The organism is Tateyamaria sp. LSS28 (assembly GCF_059611725.1).
On the sequence record NZ_JCAPFI010000001.1, the window covers coordinates 666,502 to 683,332 of the forward strand.

Here is a 16,831-nt window from a genome sequence, read left to right on the forward strand (position 1 = left end):
GCCCTTGCACCTCACCCCCTGCACCGCTACCTCAGGCCCAAGAATGCGGAGCAGACGAATGACCCCAACCGACCTTTCGACCCTCAGCCAACGCTTGCTTGACGCGGCCAAGGCCGCTGGCGCGGATACGGCAGACGCTATTGCCGTTCAGGGCACATCCCTGTCTGTCGATGTACGCGGCGGGGCACTGGAACAGGCCGAGCGGTCCGAAGCCATCGACATCGGCTTGCGCGTATTTGTTGGTCAGAAACAGGCCAACGTCTCTGCCTCTGATACAAGCGATCGCACGATCGAAGAGATGGCAATGCGTGCCGTTGCCATGGCTGGCGAAGCACCCGAAGACCCGTTTGCCGGGCTCGCAGACCCGAACCAGTTGGCAACGGATTGGGACATTGAAGCGCTCGAACTGAACGACACCTCGCCGGAACCTGCGGCGGAAGATCTGCAATCCGATGCGCTTGCCGCCGAGGCAGCCGCAATGGCCGTCAGGAATATCAGCCAAGTTGAGCAAGCCTCGGCGGGATACGGGGCACGCAACATCTGGTTGGCGGCCAGCAACGGATTTTCTGGCGGCTACCGTCGCACCGACCGCGCCCTGAGTTGTGTCGCGATTACCGGAAGTGGCACCGAGATGGAGCGGGATTACAGCGGCGACAGCCGTATCTTTCAATCCGACCTTCGCAGCGCAGAGGATATCGGCACCGAAGCTGGCACGCGAACCATAGATCGTATTGGCGCTCGGAAGCCTCCGACGGGAACATACCCGGTCCTGTTCGACGAACGGATTTCATCGTCATTAATTGGTCACCTTTTGGCGGCTGCAAACGGTTCAAGCATTGCACGTGGCTCATCCTGGTTACGGGACAAGTTGGGCCAATCTGTTTTGCCAGACGGCCTCAACCTGATTGAGGACCCCCATCGCCCGCGTACCGCAGGTACACGCCCCTTCGATGCCGAAGGGTTGCCCACACAACGACGAATAATCGTGGAGAACGGCGTGCTGACGGGTTGGACACTCGATCTTTCAACAGCACGGAAGTTGAAAATGGCGCCCACGGGCAATGCAGCGCGCGGTACATCCGCCCCGCCTAGCCCATCGAACTGGAACGTAACACTGGATGCCGGAACAGCCACCCGCGACGACCTGATCCGCGATATGGGCACCGGGCTGCTTGTTACGTCGATGATCGGCTCAACCATAAATCCGAACACAGGCGACTATTCTCGCGGCGCAGCAGGTATGTGGATCGAGAATGGAGAGATTACCTACCCCGTCAATGAGTGCACCATTGCGGGCAACCTGATCGACATGCTGCGTCAAATCACGCCAGCCAATGATGCACGCTCATATCTGAGCCGTGTGGTCCCGTCCCTGTTGATCCCGAGCATGACTCTTGCCGGCAGCTGATCTGCCTCTTCTGATTGATGCCGCCCGCGTCGCGGGTAGGGTTGCGACCAGCTTTGTCGGTCCATCCGCGGCCCGCTGGGACAAACCCAACGATGCAGGCCCTGTCACCGAAGCCGACTTGGCCGTAAACGATGCGCTTGCCTCAACTCTACGCCTCGCGCGCCCGGACTATGGCTGGCTGTCTGAAGAAACCGAAGATAACGACACTCGTCTTTCGGCTGACACGGTTTTCATCATCGACCCAATCGACGGAACGCGCAGCTTCGTCGAGGGCGGACGGACCTGGGCCATTTCAATTGCCATCGCACACAAAGGACAGATCAGCGCTGCCGTCATCTATTTGCCGCGCCGCAACAAACTCTATGCCGCTGGCATTGGTTTGGGGGCCACGTTGAATAGTACCTCGCTGACAACAACGCAGGTCGGCATGGCACCCGGCAGCACCGTTTTGGCTGCGCGACCCACGTTCGATGACGAGCATTGGCGCGATGGCGCACCGTCAATTGACCGGCATTATCGTCCATCGCTCGCGTATCGTCTGTCGCTTGTCGGCCAAGGCCGGTTCGACGGAATGCTCACCCTGCGGCCCAGTTGGGAATGGGACATCGCAGCTGGTGCACTGATCGTAACAGAGGCCGGTGGCAGGATCACGGACCGCACTGGCGCACCGCTGCGCTTCAACAACGCCCATCCGGCTTTGAATGGTGTCGTCGCGGCGGGACCGCATCTTCACGGCGCATTGGTTGGTCGGCTGGGGCCTGTCCGTTAGACCTGATTACCTTGACCCTCCGACCCATATGCGCAAACTGCGCGCGGCAAGCCCAGCCCATAGTTAAAGGAAATTGCAATGACACAGCGCCTGCACCTCGTCTTTGGTGGCGAACTGGTGGACCCGTCCCAGAACGTGTTCAAGGACGTTGACGACTTGCATATTGTCGGGATTTTCCCGAACTACCAGGCAGCCTACGACGCCTGGAAATCCGAAGCGCAGCGCACCGTCGATAACGCGCACATGCGTTACTACATTGCGCATCTCCACCGCCTGCGCGACGAAGAGAACGCGGCAACTGCAACCGAAGAACTCGGCTGATAACCACGTGCGCGGATCGCTTGGGCTGTCGGCCTATCGCACGGTGTCAGGGCGGCGCGCGCCGCCCCCATTTGCACCCACTCGGGACAGACCATCCGGTGAACTGGTTTGGATTCATGCGGCCGAACCGGGCAACAACCGTGCGCTCAATGATCTAGCCCATCGGCTGACCGCAATGCGACCTGGATGCAGCGTTTTGTTGACGGCAGCACATGATGATTTTGGCGACCGCGGCTCTGACTGCATCTGGCAGGAATCAATGCCGCCCGATCATCCCGTTGTTACAGACGCGTTTATTGCCCACTGGGCGCCCGATGTTCTGATCTGGGCCTGGGGTGATCTGTTGCCCAACTTAATCCTGTCTGCGGCCGAGAAGGGTACCCACATGATGTTGGTGGATGCTGCCCGGGATGGATTTGAAAGCAGACGTGACCGGTGGCTACCGGAAGTGCCGCGCGCCCTTCTTGCGCAGTTTGACCACGTCACCGCGCGCGACGAAGACGCGCATCTCCGTCTTGCGCAGATGGGTCGCCCGGTCTCTGCAATGGAACTGGCACAGCCGCTGCATCCGTTTGGTAAAATGATGCCCGCTGTTGAAAGTGATTTGGCAGATCTGGCGGCTGCGCTTGGGGGGCGACCGACATGGCTGTCTGCACGCACCTCGCCGGCGGAATGTCCAAGCGTGTTGGCAGCGCATAAAACGGCGCTCAAGGCATCGCACCGGTTGCTGCTGGTGCTGCACTTCTCCGATCCGGCGCAAGCGCAAGAAGCGGAAAAACATGCAAGCGATCAGGGACTACGCGTTGCCAACTGGGCCGACAGTGCCTTTCCGGACGAGAACACACAGATTCTGATCGCTGACGAAGATGCGGAACTCGGGTTATGGCTTCGCGTGGCCACCGTAACATTCCTGGGTGGGTCCATGAGAACTGGTTCAGACGTATGTGACCCTTACTCCGTTGCAGCACATGGAACGGCTATCATTTACGGCCCCCATGTCGGCCCCCATGTCGATGCTTTCACGCGATTGATGAATGCTGGTGCCGCGCGGATCGTGAATGACACTACATCACTCGGCCGGGCTGTGGGTCAGATGATCACACCGGATCACGCTGCACATATGGCCATGGCCGGATGGGATGTGGTGACACGCGGCGCGGACAGTCTCGACCGGATCATCTCGCTGACGCAAACCCGCCTTGACGCACGACACAAAGGAAAACCCTAATGCGGGCCCCGGCTTTCTGGTCCAAACCGCAACCTGACTGGACGGCGCGGCTGCTGAAACCACTTGGTGCGCTCTATGCACGCGCCACGGCACGCCGACTTGCCCGCGGCACGCCGGAAAGGATGCCGGTTCCCGTTATTTGCGTTGGCAATATAAACGCAGGCGGCACCGGCAAGACACCCACGGTGATGGCAATCGCCGAACGGCTAAGGAACGCCTTTCACGACCCTCATATTGTCAGCCGTGGCTATGGTGGCACCGAAACTGGCCCCGTTGAGGTAAACCCGACCCAACACAAGGCCGAACAAGTTGGGGACGAACCGCTACTGCTCAGCGCCTTTGCCCGGACATGGGTTGCGCGCGACCGCGCTGCTGGCGCACAGGTTGCCATTGCAGCCGGGGCGACGGCAATCATCCTGGATGATGGTTTCCAGAACCCAACCCTGCACCAAGACATATCCATCGTAGTTGTGGATGCCGAAACCGGCTTCGGCAACGGTCTGTGCCTGCCGGCAGGACCATTGCGCGAACCTGTGGAAACCGGACTGGCGCGGGCGGACATGATATTGTCGATCGGCCCGAAAGAGGCACAAAGCCAGTTTGACACCAGCCGCCTTCCACAAGCGTTGCCGCACATCCGCGCCGACCTGCAGCCGCTGCAAACCGGGATGGACTGGACGAACACACCGATGGTCGCCTTCGCCGGGATCGGACGACCGGACAAGTTTTTCAACACCTTGCGCGGGCTTGGAGCAAAAGTTGTCCGCACCGAAGCACTCGGCGATCACCAGAAACTCAGCACTGCATTCCTGACCCGTCTGGAACGCGAAGCACGCAGCATCGGTGCACAACTGGTCACAACGGAAAAGGATGCAGCGCGATTGCCGGCCGCTTTCCGATCACGGGTCATCACCCTGCCCGTCAGACTCGTCTTCGAAAACCCGGACCAACTGGACGCGAAACTCAACGCGCTGCCAAAACCAACTTCTTCTGACTGAAAATACCACCGCCGGAGGCGCAAACGCAGCCGCCAGGCGCGTATGGAAAACATCATGTCGCGCGTTAGCGCGTCTATTCGACGGATACAAAAGGCGCGGTGCCCAACCATCAGGCCGGGCACTGCATATCAGATCAGCTGCCTGCCGCCTCGTCGATCAGGCGGGACATCTCGTTGTAAGCCATGTTGTTGTACTTGGTGCCGTTGATGACAAAGCTCGGTGTCGAATTGATGCCATCCTCTGCCGCGTTCTGCTGATACCAGGCGACAAGCGTACGAAGGTTGTCAGCATCTGTCAGGCACGCCTCAATCGTGTCACCCGACAGACCGGCCAAGCGACCGATTTTGCGCAACTCATCCGCGATCTGTGCTGGATCCCCGCCACCAGCACGCGCCCATTCGGACTGCCCGGAATACAGCATATCTGTGACGCCAAAGAAGGTTTCAGGCGTGCCAGCGCAGCGTGCAATGGCCGAGGCCCAGAGGCCAAAACGATCGAAATAGACCTCGCGGTAGATGAAGTTGACCTTGCCCGCATCGATGTAGTCCGACTTGAGTTGCTTGTACGCACCGGTGTGGAAAGTGGCGCAGTGCGGGCAGGTGTAGCTCGCGTACTCGATCACTGTGACAGGCGCATCTGGGTTGCCCAACTGCATTTCGACCACCGATGACGTGTCGATATCATCCGATGCTTCCTGTGCATTGGCGGCACCAAGCAAGCGCTCGGCCTGTGCCTGTTCCTGCGCGCTCGGCCCGCTGGATTGCATCGAACTATAAAGGAAATACCCTCCAACGCCGACAACAACGGCGAGGATAGCAACGATACGGTTCATGAGCGTGTTCCTTGTTTTTCTTTTGTAAGGATATGTGCGCCCAGCCGTTCCAAGGCTGCGCGCAGTGTTTCATCTTCGACAGGGGCGACAACATCGGCTGCGGCTTGCGTCATTTCAGGTGCCGGTTGCGCCGGTCCCGCATCCTTTGGACGATGCTCAAAGGCGACTTGCCCATCGGCAAAACCGGTGGCCGCTGTTTGCGTGATCCGAATGCGCGCAATGGCATTGTAGCCATAGACCGCATTTACCCGTTCGCGCAGCTGGTCCTTCTGCATCTCCAGCATTGGGGCTTGTGCCCCCGTGGTCAGCAGGGTCAACGTCGCCCCCATACCACCACGGCCATAGCTGACCTCGACCGGGCGAGCGATGGCAGCCACGTCCGCCCCAGCCACTTCGGCCCAATCTGTCAATAGGCGGCTTTGGGCAAAACCCCGGCTTTCGCTGGCCTGCCGAATCCGCCCGGTCAGCAAAGATGCTGTCCGTTTGAACCCTTTTGTACTGGCACGCCGCATGGCCATGGCTATGTTCCCTGTCACTCACTCGTGATCATAGCGGATCAATGCGTGATCACCAGCAATCTCAATAGGAGAGCCATAACTCTTGCGTGACCTCAGCAATGAACTTCTGGACTGGTACGACGTCCACGCCCGCAAGATGCCGTGGCGGGTTGGCCCGGCAGACAGGAAAGCGGGCGTGCGTCCGGACCCTTATGCCGTCTGGATGTCCGAGATCATGTTGCAACAAACGACCGTTGCCGCCGTCACAGAGTACTTCAAACGGTTCCTCTCACGTTGGCCTACGGTAACCGACCTCGCGACAGCGGAAGACTCGGAGGTCATGGGAGAATGGGCCGGCCTTGGATACTACGCCCGCGCCCGTAACCTGTTGAAATGCGCACGCGCCATTGTCGCCGATCACGATGGCGCATTTCCTGCGGACCACGCCGCCCTGCTCAAACTGCCCGGCATCGGCCCCTATACGGCCGCTGCCATTGCATCGATTGCCTTTGGCTTGCGGCACGTCGTGGTCGATGGAAATGTCGAGCGGGTCATGGCACGCATGTTCGACGAACATACCCCCCTGCCCGCATCCAAGCCGGTCCTGACCGAACACGCCGACAAGCTGACACCACAGAACCGCCCGGGCGACCACGCACAGGCGGTCATGGATTTGGGGGCCACCATTTGCACCCCCAAGTCGCCAGCTTGCGGCATTTGCCCCTGGCGCGATCCGTGCAAGGCGCGTGCGGCGGGAACGGTACCAGAACTGCCGAAGAAAACCCCGAAGAAAGCCAAGCCGATCCGGCACGGCACCATCTACCTTGCCCAGCGATCAGATGGCGCATGGTTGGTCGAAACGCGCCCGAACAAAGGGCTGCTGGGCGGCATGATGGGCTGGCCCGGGTCAGATTGGGTAGACACCTCGCAACCACGCCCCCTGAACGCGCCGCTTGAGACCGACTGGAGCAAGCTGGAAGGAGAGGTGCGGCACACCTTCACTCACTTCCACCTGATTCTCGATGTGATGGTCGCCAAGGTCAGCAACACGGAACCCGAGCGCGGATACTACCTTCCGCAAGACAAATTCCGGCCCTCCGACCTTCCAACCGTGATGCGTAAGGCCTTCGATCTGGCACAGAAGTGACGACACGCGGCGTCGCGTCACCCTTGGCAGAAACGGGCACTTGTCATTAAGCTACGGCGCGCGCAACCAGAGGATCAACCGAGCATGACACTCCCGCCGGAAACTGTCGCAAGAGTGCAGAATGCCCTGCCCTTTGCAATGTCCTTCCTGTTGATCCCGCTGGCAATCATCAGCGCCATCTACGGTGGCTGGACCGTTATCCTTTTGCCTGTGGTGACGTGGTACATGTTCTCGATCCTCGATCTGGCGGTGGGCCTGAACACCGACAACGCCGATCTTGAAGCGACCGATGATGACCTGTTCTGGTACCGGATGATCACGACGGCCTGGGTGCCCGCGCAATTCCTGATGCTGTTCGGCCTGATCGCTTACGTCGCCCCGGCAGATCACCTCAACACGCTCGAAAAACTGGCGATCTTCTTTGGCGTGGGCGTCATTACCGGCACGGTCGGGATCAACTACAGCCACGAGTTGATGCACCAGAAGAACAAGCTCGAACGCTGGTTGGGCGATGCGCTCTTGGCTATGGTGCTCTATTCCCATTTCAGGTCCGAACACCTGCTGGTGCATCACCGCTATGTCGCAACCCCACGCGACCCGGTCACGGCCCGCATGAATGAAAGCTTCTACCGATTCTACCCGCGCGTTCTGAAACAGTGCTTCCTGTCTGCGTGGACCGCCGAGAAGGCGATGCTGGCCCGTAAGGACCTACCAACCACGGACAGCTCAAACCCGTTCTGGAAATACGCCTACCTACAACTGGTGTGCTTCCTTCTGGCCTTTGCGCTTGGCGGCTGGCCGGGCGTGGGCCTGTTCATCCTGCAAGCGGGCGTCGCCATCTGGCAGCTGGAACTGGTCAACTACATCGAACACTACGGCCTGACGCGCAAACATCTGGGCGATGGCAAATACGAACACGTGCAACCGCGCCATTCGTGGAACGCCGCACACAAGGCATCGAACTGGTTGCTGATCAACCTGCAACGGCATTCCGATCACCACTACAAGCCCGACCGCCGCTTCCCAGTGCTGCAAAACTATACCGAAGCCGATGCACCCCAGTTGCCCTACGGCTACCCCGTCATGACCATCGCCGCGATGATGCCCAAGGTTTGGAAACGGGTTATGAATCCGCGCGTTCAGAAGTGGCGGGATATGTACTACCCCGAAATCACAGACTGGACAGCCTATAACAAGGCCGCGAATCCGCTCCCGCGCTAGTCCATCACCCATACAGGCAGAGGTTCGGTAACACCACGCACAGACTGGTCGGGCGCACGGCGGAAACCCTCTGACGCTCCGGCAGCAGTTACAACAGCGTCGCTCACGATGGCCCGCACATTCAGCGCACGCGTCATCGCTTCAAGCCGGTTTGCCACGTTTACCGTATCGCCAAGAACCGCGAACTCCAGCCGATTTGCACCGATATCCCCTAGAACAACTGGCCCGTAGTGAAGGCCAAATCGTGCATCGATTTCAGGCAAGCCATCTGCACGGCGATCAACATTCAGCGCATCCATCCGGTCCGCCATCGCCTTCACACAGGCCACGGCGCGGGCCGCGTCGTCCTGCAATGGCAATGGCGTGCCAAATGTCGCCATCAACCCGTCGCCCAGGTACTTGTCGAGGGTTCCACCATGGGCAAACACCTCGCTCTCCATCCTGGCGTGAAAGGCGCGCAGGGTCTCGATCACCTCTTGGGCCGGTCGCTTGTCGGCATAGGCGGTAAAACCCGCGATATCGACAAACAGCACCGCCGCATCATGGCTACGGATCTGGCCCAACGGCTCGTCCTTGGTCGACAACTCTTCGACCATAGTGGGGGAAAAATACCGCGCCAGGTTGGTCCGTTCGCGCGCCATCTCGGCACTGTCGAGGACAAGCATCTGATACCGGCGCACGGCCACGGCCAGAATCACAGCCACCACAAGAAAGACGACAACCTGCTGGAACCGCAAATCCCAATTGACGTTATTGGGGTCGAACGCCCGGGCCAGATCAGGATGGTTCGGAAACATCGCATTGGCTGCATCAGTCAGCTCAGGAAACGTCCGACCAAACCACCAGACACACAATGTCCCTATTAGCCACAGGGCCATGGTCCAGTTGCCAATGGCTATGATCGTTCGCCAAGAATAGGTCAGGACCCCGGCGGCCAGTATGATAAAGAAATACTGAAAAACCTCGAAGTTGTAGATCAACGCTGTCGGCATCGGTTCGCTCTGCAGCGGGTTAGGCACCAGCAGTGCAAGTGTCATCAGCAGAAGGTCCGCAAATAGCAGTGCCAACTCGGCCCGCGACTGTCCCACGCGGCCGACACGGCGCTGCGCCAAACCGACGAGAATCAGACAGAACAGCAAGAACAGATACCAGATCACGTCCCAGTTCGGGTTCAGAAAGACCAGCATGACCGCCGTCACCGACAACGCGCCCACACGCGCCTTCACCGCCAGGTCCATGCCTTCCCGCTTGTTGCGGGCCAGCGCTTCCTGCGCGTGCCGATGTGCGGGAATTTCGTCTTCGCGATCCGTGCGTTGCGACACCGGCAACGCACTGCTTGCATCCACCATGATCTCTGCCCTCTTTGCCTCCACCGTCTAATGTAAACCGTATTAACAAAAAAGCCCCGCCAAAAAGGCGGGGCATAGGTGCAGTGCCCTATTGGGCCTTCACTGAGGCCGCAGGCACCTGGCGGTGTCTCGTGAATTAGTCGTGCATCTCCGACCGGATCTGCTGGCGCAGCACGTCGATTGGCACAACCTTGCCTTCGCGCTTGAAGCACCAGTATGTCCAACCGTTGCAGCTGGGCGCGCCCTCAAGATGGGCGCCGACCTGATGGATCGATCCCTTGATATCGTCGCCGATCAACGTGCCATCGGCACGGACCTTGGCCTTGTGACGCTTGTTCATGGAATATAGCTCTTCGCCCGGACGCAGCATGCCGCGTTCAACCAACTGGCCAAAGGGCACGCGCGGTTCGGCACGCTTGGAGGCGGACACGGACAAGGCTTCCTTGTCGAACTTGCGCACGGATGCGATGCGTTTCTCGGCAACCTTACGATAGGCGGCTTCACGCTCAATCCCGATGAATTCACGGCCCAGCATCTTGGCAACAGCCCCGGTTGTGCCCGTACCAAAGAACGGATCAAGCACAACGTCACCCGGATTGGTCGACCCAACCAGCACACGGTGCAACAGGCTCTCGGGCTTCTGTGTCGGATGCGCTTTATCCCCTGCCTCGTCCTTCAGACGTTCATGGCCGGTGCAGATGGGCAGAACCCAATCGCTGCGCATCTGGATACCTTCGTTCAGGGCCTTCAGTGCTTCGTAGTTGAAGGTGTATTTGCTGTTCTCGTCTTTGCCCGCCCAGATCATCGTCTCGTGCGCATTGGTAAAACGCTTGCCACGGAAGTTCGGCATCGGGTTGGACTTGCGCCACACCACATCATTCAAGATCCAGAACCCTTCGTTCTGAAGCGATGCGCCCACGCGGAAGATGTTGTGGTAACTGCCAATGACCCAGATTGCGCCATTAGGCTTCAGCAGGCGGCGCGCGGCTTTTAGCCAGGCAGTGGTGAACTCGTCATAGGCACGGAACGAATTGAACTGGTCCCAATGATCGTCAACTGCATCAACTTTCGAGTTGTCCGGGCGGTGCAGCTCACCCTTGAGCTGCAAATTATAGGGCGGATCAGCAAAGATCAGATCAACGCTGCCAGCAGGCAAGCTATTCATCACATCAATGCAGTCACCCGCAATAATTTGGTTCAAGGGAAGCGCGTCGGCGCCCTTTACATGTTTCGTCATCGTCTGCCTCTGTCCCGGCGCTTTGTGCGCTCATTGGTTGCAGCCAATGTGAGTCATACCCGATTCGCCGTCAAATTCTTTTTTGAATCAGGAGCTTACGATTTTTTCTTGATACAATATATTGTGGACGGGTTTGAAGGTTCGTCTATGGTGTGGGGTCACCCCAAGATTTTCCAATGCCAACCTGTGGTTTTTTGACGGATATCCCATGTTCGTTTCCCAACCATAGCCGGGATGCTGTTGCGCCAAATCCACCATGATCCGATCGCGACATATTTTGGCCACAATTGAGGCCGCCGCGATGCTGAACGACCGGGCATCGCCGCGCACGATCGGGGTCGCAGGTAATGTCAGGCCACGCGGCAACATGGTGCCATCAATCAACAGGTGATCAGGGCACTCACACAACCCAGCCACAGCGCGCTCCATCGCCAGATGTGAGGCACGTAGGATATTCAGTTCCTCGATCTCATGTACGGTGGCATGGGCAACAGAAACATCCGCAGTTGCCAGGATCGCCCCCCACACAGCCTCCCGCTTGCGCGCGGTCAGTTTCTTTGAATCATCCAACCCCTCGGGGATCGCACCAGGGTCCAAGATCACGGCTGCCGCCGTCACAGGCCCTGCCAATGGCCCACGGCCAACCTCGTCCACGCCAGCCACACGCCCGCCAATCCGCGCTTCCATCTCAAAGTCTGGCACAGCCTGTCCGTTTCTTCTGACCCAAAATACCACCGCCGGGGGCACAAAACGCACTTTCTGGAAGAAAGTGCAAACATCTCGTGCCGCCGCAATGCGATGCAACAAAAAAGGGCGGTGCCCGAACACCGCCCTTTGCAAGGTGGACCATGGGGGCATGGTCCATCCGCCCGCTCTTACCGACGGGCCAACTGATATCCATGACGGTTCAGGCATCGCGCCGCGTAACCCCGACGCCAGCCACGATCTGTATAGACTTCGCGGTGACATGCGGCAGGCAGGCTGCGCGCGAACTTGTAATGGTTGTTCAGACAACGCTGACCAAAGATGCGGCGATGACCGCGATCAGTGTTGAAGCTGCGCAGACATTTTTGCGGCAACAGCTTGCGGTCCACACGCTTGGGCAATGGCTTCGGATGCACCGGCGTGTGAACAGTATGACGACGCTTTTTGTCTTTCTTCTTTTCGTGAATGACGGCGCCCACGATGGCCAGACCCAACAAGGCAGCAAGCGCCGCACCAACCTCATCATCACCTGCTCGGGCAGGGGCAGCACTGAAACCTGTGATGGCAATGGCAACGGCGGCAATAGTTCCGATAAACTGGCGGTGAATGCGAAGTGTCATGGGGCGTCCTTTCCAACGTGATTTGACCGAGCAGACCAAGCAGCATCTGCGCTGGTTCAAACTTGGGGCCACCCCCGCCAGACAGGCAATAACGCCCCCTTGCTATCGAATATCAGGTATCTCAGCCCTCTGATGTTATTGAATATCTGCCCAAGTCAGCGCAGGTTGGGATCATGAAAAAGATCGCCATATCTATCGCCTTGTCGCTGGCACTGGCCGGGGCTGCTCAGGCCCAGTGCTTTGCGGACTACAAAGCCAAACAGGACAACCCCCTGCGCCTGCATTATGGTGTGGCGCAAGTCTCTGGCGCATGCAGCGCTGGGAACGCCACGCAACAACTCAGATCACGACTGGCGGCGCAGGGCTGGACATTGCTGCAGGTCCAATCTGTATTCGGCCCCGAAGGTCTCGATCAAAGGAAAGCCAGTGCAGGACAATACTACCTCCGCTTCTGACATGCGGCGCACGGGCAGCAGGCTCGTTACCCTTGGCATCGCGGGTATCCTCCTTCTGCTGGTTCTGGCCGCTGCCCTTCTCTTTTTCACTCTGCCCGATGCAGGCGCCTTTGATGCCCGTGTCGAGCGTATGTTTATTGAAAACGCTGACCTCACCAGCCAGGCCGAAATCAAGCTGCTGGAAATCCTCGCCCAGTCCGGCACCGCCTTTGCCGACACTCTGGCAAGCTACCGTTTGGTGATCTTCGTGCTGCTGGTCTTTGCCACCGCCATGATGATCGCCGCCCTCGTGTTCGTCATACTGCTGGTGGGCTTCAACCGCCGTATGGCCCAAATCGAACGGGCAGGTATTCAGGTGAACTCCCTATTGATCAGTCGCGAGGAAAACACGGTCTACCTCAACAACCTCGGCTTCAAACTGACAGACGCAGCGATGGAAACGATGTCTGTTCTGGCCGAGGCGCGAATGGACGACGATGTCCTCTCGGGCTCCGAAATCGAAGGGGTCATCTCGGGCCGCTCCGCCGCCGATTGCGAGGAAGCTGCGGGCGCCACCCGCATCAAGCGCCTGCGCGATACCCTCGGCAACCAGATCGTCAGTGAACTTCTGGTCAAGAACATCGCACGGCGCGGTTACATGCTGGCGGTCGAAAAGGACGTGATCAAAGTTCTCTGACAAGCCTCTTCATCTTGCCAAATAAACTTCCGCCGGCGGCACACCCATCTGCCAGCGGCAGATGTATAAAATCGCGTGGCGCGTATGCGCCGCATTTCAGCAGTAGCCACCGGCGCGCGCGCGGGTCTAGGGTGCTCCCAAAGACAAGGAGACCACCCATGCCCGCGCCCATCAACCCGTTCAAAGCCGCGATCAAAAGCGGTGACACAGTCATCGGCTGCTGGCTCAGCCTCGGCGACCCGCTGGCCACCGAGATCGCGGGCACCGCCGGGTTCGACTGGTTGCTGATCGACGGCGAACATACACCTTATGACATCTCGAAAATGCGGATGCAGTTGATGGCACTGGAAGCATCGGACAGCCACGCCGCTGTGCGCGTTCCGGTGGGCGAGACATGGATTATCAAACAGGTGCTCGACGCAGGCGCGCAAACCGTACTGGTGCCCATGGTCGAAACGGCAGAACAGGCTCGGCAACTGGTGCACGACGTCCGCTACCCCCCGACCGGCGGGCGCGGGGTGGGCTATTCCGGCGCGCGGTGCAGCCGCTTCGGCGCAATCACCGATTACGGCCCCACCGCCGATGACCAGATCTGCCTGCTGATCCAAGTGGAAAACCGCGCGGGCATCGCGAATCTGGACGACATCCTCGCAGTCGACGGCATCGATGGCGTTTTTATCGGCCCAGCAGACCTCTCTGCAGATATGGGCCATATGGGCCAACTCACCCACCCAGATGTGCAAGCCACGATCAAGGATGCCATCACCCGGATCGAAGCGGCTGGCAAAGCGCCCGGCATCCTCGCCACAACGCCCGACTTCACGCAGGACGCACTCGACTGGGGCGCACGGTTCGTCGCTGCAGGGCTCGACCTCCTGATCCTCGCCAAAAGCCTGCGCGAGTTGGCGCAACGCTGGAAACGCTAGGACGCGGCCTTCAGCCCGACCGACGCCTGTGTGTAGCCGCCCGCAGCGCCGTCGATGAAGTGCACATGGGTGTCATCCATGATGGAGGGCACGATACATGTCATCATGGCTTCGTCTTGGGTGTGCATGCCGTAGCGCACGACACCCTCGGCCCGCGCCTTGTCCAACACATCCCGCAATCGCGCGACCGTGCCCGCATCGCAATCAATCGTCATTTTCAGCCCGTCATCGAACTTGCGGAAATCCGCGTTGCCGCCGACCGTCTTGCGATAATGCGTTGGATCAAAACCACCGAGCTTGATGCCGGTCTTGATCAACACCCAGGCGATAAACGTCTCGAACAATACCTTACGACGCGCCGCCTTCACACCTTTTCCGCCATGGCTTGCATGCGCCTCAAGCGTTGCCCCCACCGGCGGCCAATCCGTGCCCGGACCCTCGGGCGGCGACGGGTGACCGCCCCGATCCAGATGCGCTACCTCGGCCAGCACAACCTCGACCACCGCGCCAAACCGCGCTTGATCCACTCCCTCAACCGGCGACAAAAGCAGCGAGAGGATTGTCCCGTTCCGCGCCTTCATGTGGCTCCACCGACAACTTAAGCCTGTCAGATCGGGCTGTGTCCCCGCGGGGACAGGCGGCACGGTGTCGGCTCCTGCCTTCATCTCTGCCTCGGCCCAACTGACGCCGCCACCGGCAAACATGGCGTAATCCACTCCGTCCGATACAGCATAGCGGGCCACGGCCACCTCTGGCCCAGCAGCCCGAATGTCGGCCACGGAATACTGCCCCACACGCAGACCCATATCAAATTCGGTGCGTGCCCAGTTTTGAACTGCAGCCAGCGCCCGCCCCGCCTCTTCCGCGAACTCCGGCGGGTGTGCAAAGGCCGCCCCATCCCCGCCAAAGACAAAAGGAAAAGCCCGGCCGCCAGCCGCATTCATCTGGGCCGAGATCACCGCCGCCCCAATCATGTTCACCGTCTTGTACTTGCCCGCAGCCACCGCATCCGTGGACCCCACGATGTCAGAAACACCGACCACCCAATCGTCAGGCAAAGGCGTGTAGTGGCTCAAATCAGCCACATCCGCAAAGACCGTCAATTGCGGCAGATCGTCATAAAACATCTTGTACCTCTTCCCCCCGACCCTATCACGGGCGGGTCCCCACACAATGCGCCTTGCACCTCCCCGCGCCCCATGCCACGCAAGCAGCAGAAGTGAGGACCCCATGCAAACCGGATTGATCCTGCTGGCGCTGGCCTATGTGCTGAGCCAGTTCTTTCGCGCCTTCCTGGCAGTTCTGACAGGCCCGCTTGAGGCTGATCTGGGCATCACGCCCGACGTGCTTGCCACGGCTTCTGGCTATTGGTTCCTTGCCTTCGCACTTATGCAACTGCCCGTGGGCAAGGCGCTGGATACGCTTGGTCCCCGCCGCACGGGTGGCTGGCTGTTTCTGGTCGGTGGCGCAGGCGGGGCGGCCCTTTTCGCTGTGGCCCAAGGCCCAATCTACATCCACGCCGCCATGGCCCTGATCGGCATTGGCTGCTCACCCGTCCTTATGGCCAGTTTTTACATCTTCGCGCGCGAGTTTGATCCGGCCCGGTTTGCGACGCTGGCGGCGCTGATGATCGGGATTGGTACCATCGGCAATCTAATCTCCAGCTACCCCATGGCCTTTGCGGTCGACATGATGGGCTGGCGCCTCAGCATGTGGGCGCTCGCAGCCGTCACAGCCATGGTCGCAATCGGAGTCCTGCTGTCTGTCCGCGACCCGGCCAAAGCCGACTCTGCAGGCAATGGATCCTTGTTTGACCTGCTGCGCATGCCGGTCCTGTGGTTCATCATCCCGATCATGTTCGTCAACTACGCTCCTGTCGCTGCCGTGCGTGGCCTGTGGATCGGGCCCTACCTGCGCGACGTGTTCGACCAGACCACGGCCCAGATCGGGATTGCCACGCTGGTAATGAGCCTTGCCATGATCCTCGGCACCATCGCCTATGGCCCGCTCGACCGAATTTTTGGGACCCGCAAGTGGATCGTCTTCACAGGCAATGCCCTGACGGTTGCAATTCTGGCCCTGGTGATCTTCTGGATCGACGCTGGCCCATGGACTTCGATCATACTCTTCGCCGCCATCGGCGCACTCGGCGCATCCTTCCCGGTCATCATCGCCCATGCCCGCAGCTTCTTCCCCCCGCACCTCACTGGGCGCGGTGTTACCCTGATGAACCTCTTTGGAATCGGGGGCGTCGGAGTCATGCAAACCATCTCGGGGCGCATCCACACGGCCACGGCAGGCGGCGATCCATCCGCACCTTACATCGCAATCTTCGGCTTTTTCGCCATCGCGCTCGCGATAGGTGTGGCGATCTATGCACTAAGCCGTGACTCCACCGACTGACGCCCTTTCCCCCATCCGGCAATGGGTGTAAGGGCCACG

18 protein-coding genes are annotated in these 16,831 nt (G+C 59.6%); 11 read left to right on the forward strand and 7 right to left on the reverse strand.

All coding sequences use genetic code 11. From position 1 onward, the window contains the following. Positions 1–58: 58 nt before the first annotated feature. From AC53L6_RS03360 to lpxK, 5 genes are all read left to right on the forward strand, one after another. Positions 59–1,408, forward strand: a complete 1,350-nt coding sequence (locus tag AC53L6_RS03360; RefSeq protein ID WP_496906800.1) for a TldD/PmbA family protein — start codon at positions 59–61, stop codon at positions 1,406–1,408. Next, on the forward strand, positions 1,395–2,177 hold the full coding sequence (locus AC53L6_RS03365; protein ID WP_496906801.1) for a 3'(2'),5'-bisphosphate nucleotidase CysQ: 783 nt from the start codon (positions 1,395–1,397) through the stop codon (positions 2,175–2,177). Before AC53L6_RS03360 ends, AC53L6_RS03365 begins: the two co-directional genes overlap by 14 nt. Positions 2,178–2,255: 78 nt before the next feature. Next, positions 2,256–2,498, forward strand: coding sequence for a DUF4170 domain-containing protein (locus AC53L6_RS03370; protein ID WP_496906802.1), 243 nt, complete (start codon positions 2,256–2,258; stop codon positions 2,496–2,498). 7 nt (positions 2,499–2,505) lie between these two features. Next, the gene (locus AC53L6_RS03375; RefSeq protein ID WP_299600513.1) at positions 2,506–3,726 is read left to right on the forward strand and encodes a 3-deoxy-D-manno-octulosonic acid transferase; all 1,221 of its coding nucleotides are present in this window, start codon (positions 2,506–2,508) and stop codon (positions 3,724–3,726) included. After that, on the forward strand, positions 3,726–4,724 hold the full coding sequence (gene lpxK / locus AC53L6_RS03380) for a tetraacyldisaccharide 4'-kinase (RefSeq protein WP_496906803.1): 999 nt from the start codon (positions 3,726–3,728) through the stop codon (positions 4,722–4,724). Before AC53L6_RS03375 ends, lpxK begins: the two co-directional genes overlap by 1 nt. Before the next feature lie 133 nt (positions 4,725–4,857). On the opposite strand, the gene AC53L6_RS03385 is transcribed toward lpxK, so the two are convergent. Beyond that, a complete protein-coding gene (locus tag AC53L6_RS03385; protein WP_299202917.1) occupies positions 4,858–5,556 on the reverse strand; it encodes a DsbA family protein in 699 nt (232 codons plus the stop codon). After that, positions 5,553–6,074: a DUF721 domain-containing protein gene (locus tag AC53L6_RS03390; RefSeq protein WP_496906804.1), complete on the reverse strand. Its 522-nt coding sequence runs from the start codon at positions 6,072–6,074 to the stop codon at positions 5,553–5,555. Before AC53L6_RS03390 ends, AC53L6_RS03385 begins: the two co-directional genes overlap by 4 nt. Positions 6,075–6,156: 82 nt before the next feature. Between AC53L6_RS03390 and mutY the strand changes: the two genes are divergently transcribed. Then, positions 6,157–7,200, forward strand: a complete 1,044-nt coding sequence (gene mutY / locus AC53L6_RS03395) for an A/G-specific adenine glycosylase (protein WP_496906805.1) — start codon at positions 6,157–6,159, stop codon at positions 7,198–7,200. Between the two features lie 84 nt (positions 7,201–7,284). Continuing rightward, positions 7,285–8,421: an alkane 1-monooxygenase gene (locus AC53L6_RS03400; RefSeq protein WP_496906806.1), complete on the forward strand. Its 1,137-nt coding sequence runs from the start codon at positions 7,285–7,287 to the stop codon at positions 8,419–8,421. On the opposite strand, the gene AC53L6_RS03405 is transcribed toward AC53L6_RS03400, so the two are convergent. The 4 genes from AC53L6_RS03405 to AC53L6_RS03420 form a co-directional block, all read right to left on the reverse strand. After that, a complete protein-coding gene (locus tag AC53L6_RS03405) occupies positions 8,418–9,770 on the reverse strand; it encodes an adenylate/guanylate cyclase domain-containing protein (RefSeq protein ID WP_496906807.1) in 1,353 nt (450 codons plus the stop codon). The two genes, AC53L6_RS03400 and AC53L6_RS03405, sit on opposite strands and share 4 nt — an antisense overlap. Before the next feature lie 136 nt (positions 9,771–9,906). Next, on the reverse strand, positions 9,907–11,007 hold the full coding sequence (locus AC53L6_RS03410) for a site-specific DNA-methyltransferase (RefSeq protein WP_299202930.1): 1,101 nt from the start codon (positions 11,005–11,007) through the stop codon (positions 9,907–9,909). Between the two features lie 87 nt (positions 11,008–11,094). Then, entirely contained in the window at positions 11,095–11,694 is a 600-nt protein-coding gene (rnhB, locus tag AC53L6_RS03415; protein WP_496906993.1) for a ribonuclease HII, read from the reverse strand. 188 nt (positions 11,695–11,882) lie between these two features. Then, positions 11,883–12,332: a hypothetical protein gene (locus AC53L6_RS03420; protein WP_299202932.1), complete on the reverse strand. Its 450-nt coding sequence runs from the start codon at positions 12,330–12,332 to the stop codon at positions 11,883–11,885. Positions 12,333–12,505: 173 nt separating this feature from the next. Here AC53L6_RS03420 and AC53L6_RS03425 point away from each other — a divergent pair, with 173 nt between their 5' ends. From AC53L6_RS03425 to AC53L6_RS03435, 3 genes are all read left to right on the forward strand, one after another. After that, complete coding sequence (locus AC53L6_RS03425) at positions 12,506–12,787, forward strand: hypothetical protein (RefSeq protein ID WP_299202935.1); 282 nt, start codon at positions 12,506–12,508, stop codon at positions 12,785–12,787. After that, on the forward strand, positions 12,759–13,463 hold the full coding sequence (locus tag AC53L6_RS03430) for a winged helix-turn-helix domain-containing protein (protein ID WP_299700892.1): 705 nt from the start codon (positions 12,759–12,761) through the stop codon (positions 13,461–13,463). The genes AC53L6_RS03425 and AC53L6_RS03430 overlap by 29 nt, the downstream gene beginning before the upstream one ends. Positions 13,464–13,621: 158 nt before the next feature. Continuing rightward, the gene (locus AC53L6_RS03435) at positions 13,622–14,389 is read left to right on the forward strand and encodes an HpcH/HpaI aldolase family protein (protein ID WP_496906808.1); all 768 of its coding nucleotides are present in this window, start codon (positions 13,622–13,624) and stop codon (positions 14,387–14,389) included. On the opposite strand, the gene AC53L6_RS03440 is transcribed toward AC53L6_RS03435, so the two are convergent. Then, complete coding sequence (locus AC53L6_RS03440; protein WP_496906809.1) at positions 14,386–15,516, reverse strand: DUF3095 domain-containing protein; 1,131 nt, start codon at positions 15,514–15,516, stop codon at positions 14,386–14,388. The two genes, AC53L6_RS03435 and AC53L6_RS03440, sit on opposite strands and share 4 nt — an antisense overlap. 103 nt (positions 15,517–15,619) lie before the next feature. On the opposite strand from AC53L6_RS03440, the gene AC53L6_RS03445 reads away from it, so the two are divergent. Then, on the forward strand, positions 15,620–16,792 hold the full coding sequence (locus AC53L6_RS03445) for an MFS transporter (protein WP_299202947.1): 1,173 nt from the start codon (positions 15,620–15,622) through the stop codon (positions 16,790–16,792). The last annotated feature ends 39 nt before the right edge of the window (positions 16,793–16,831 follow it).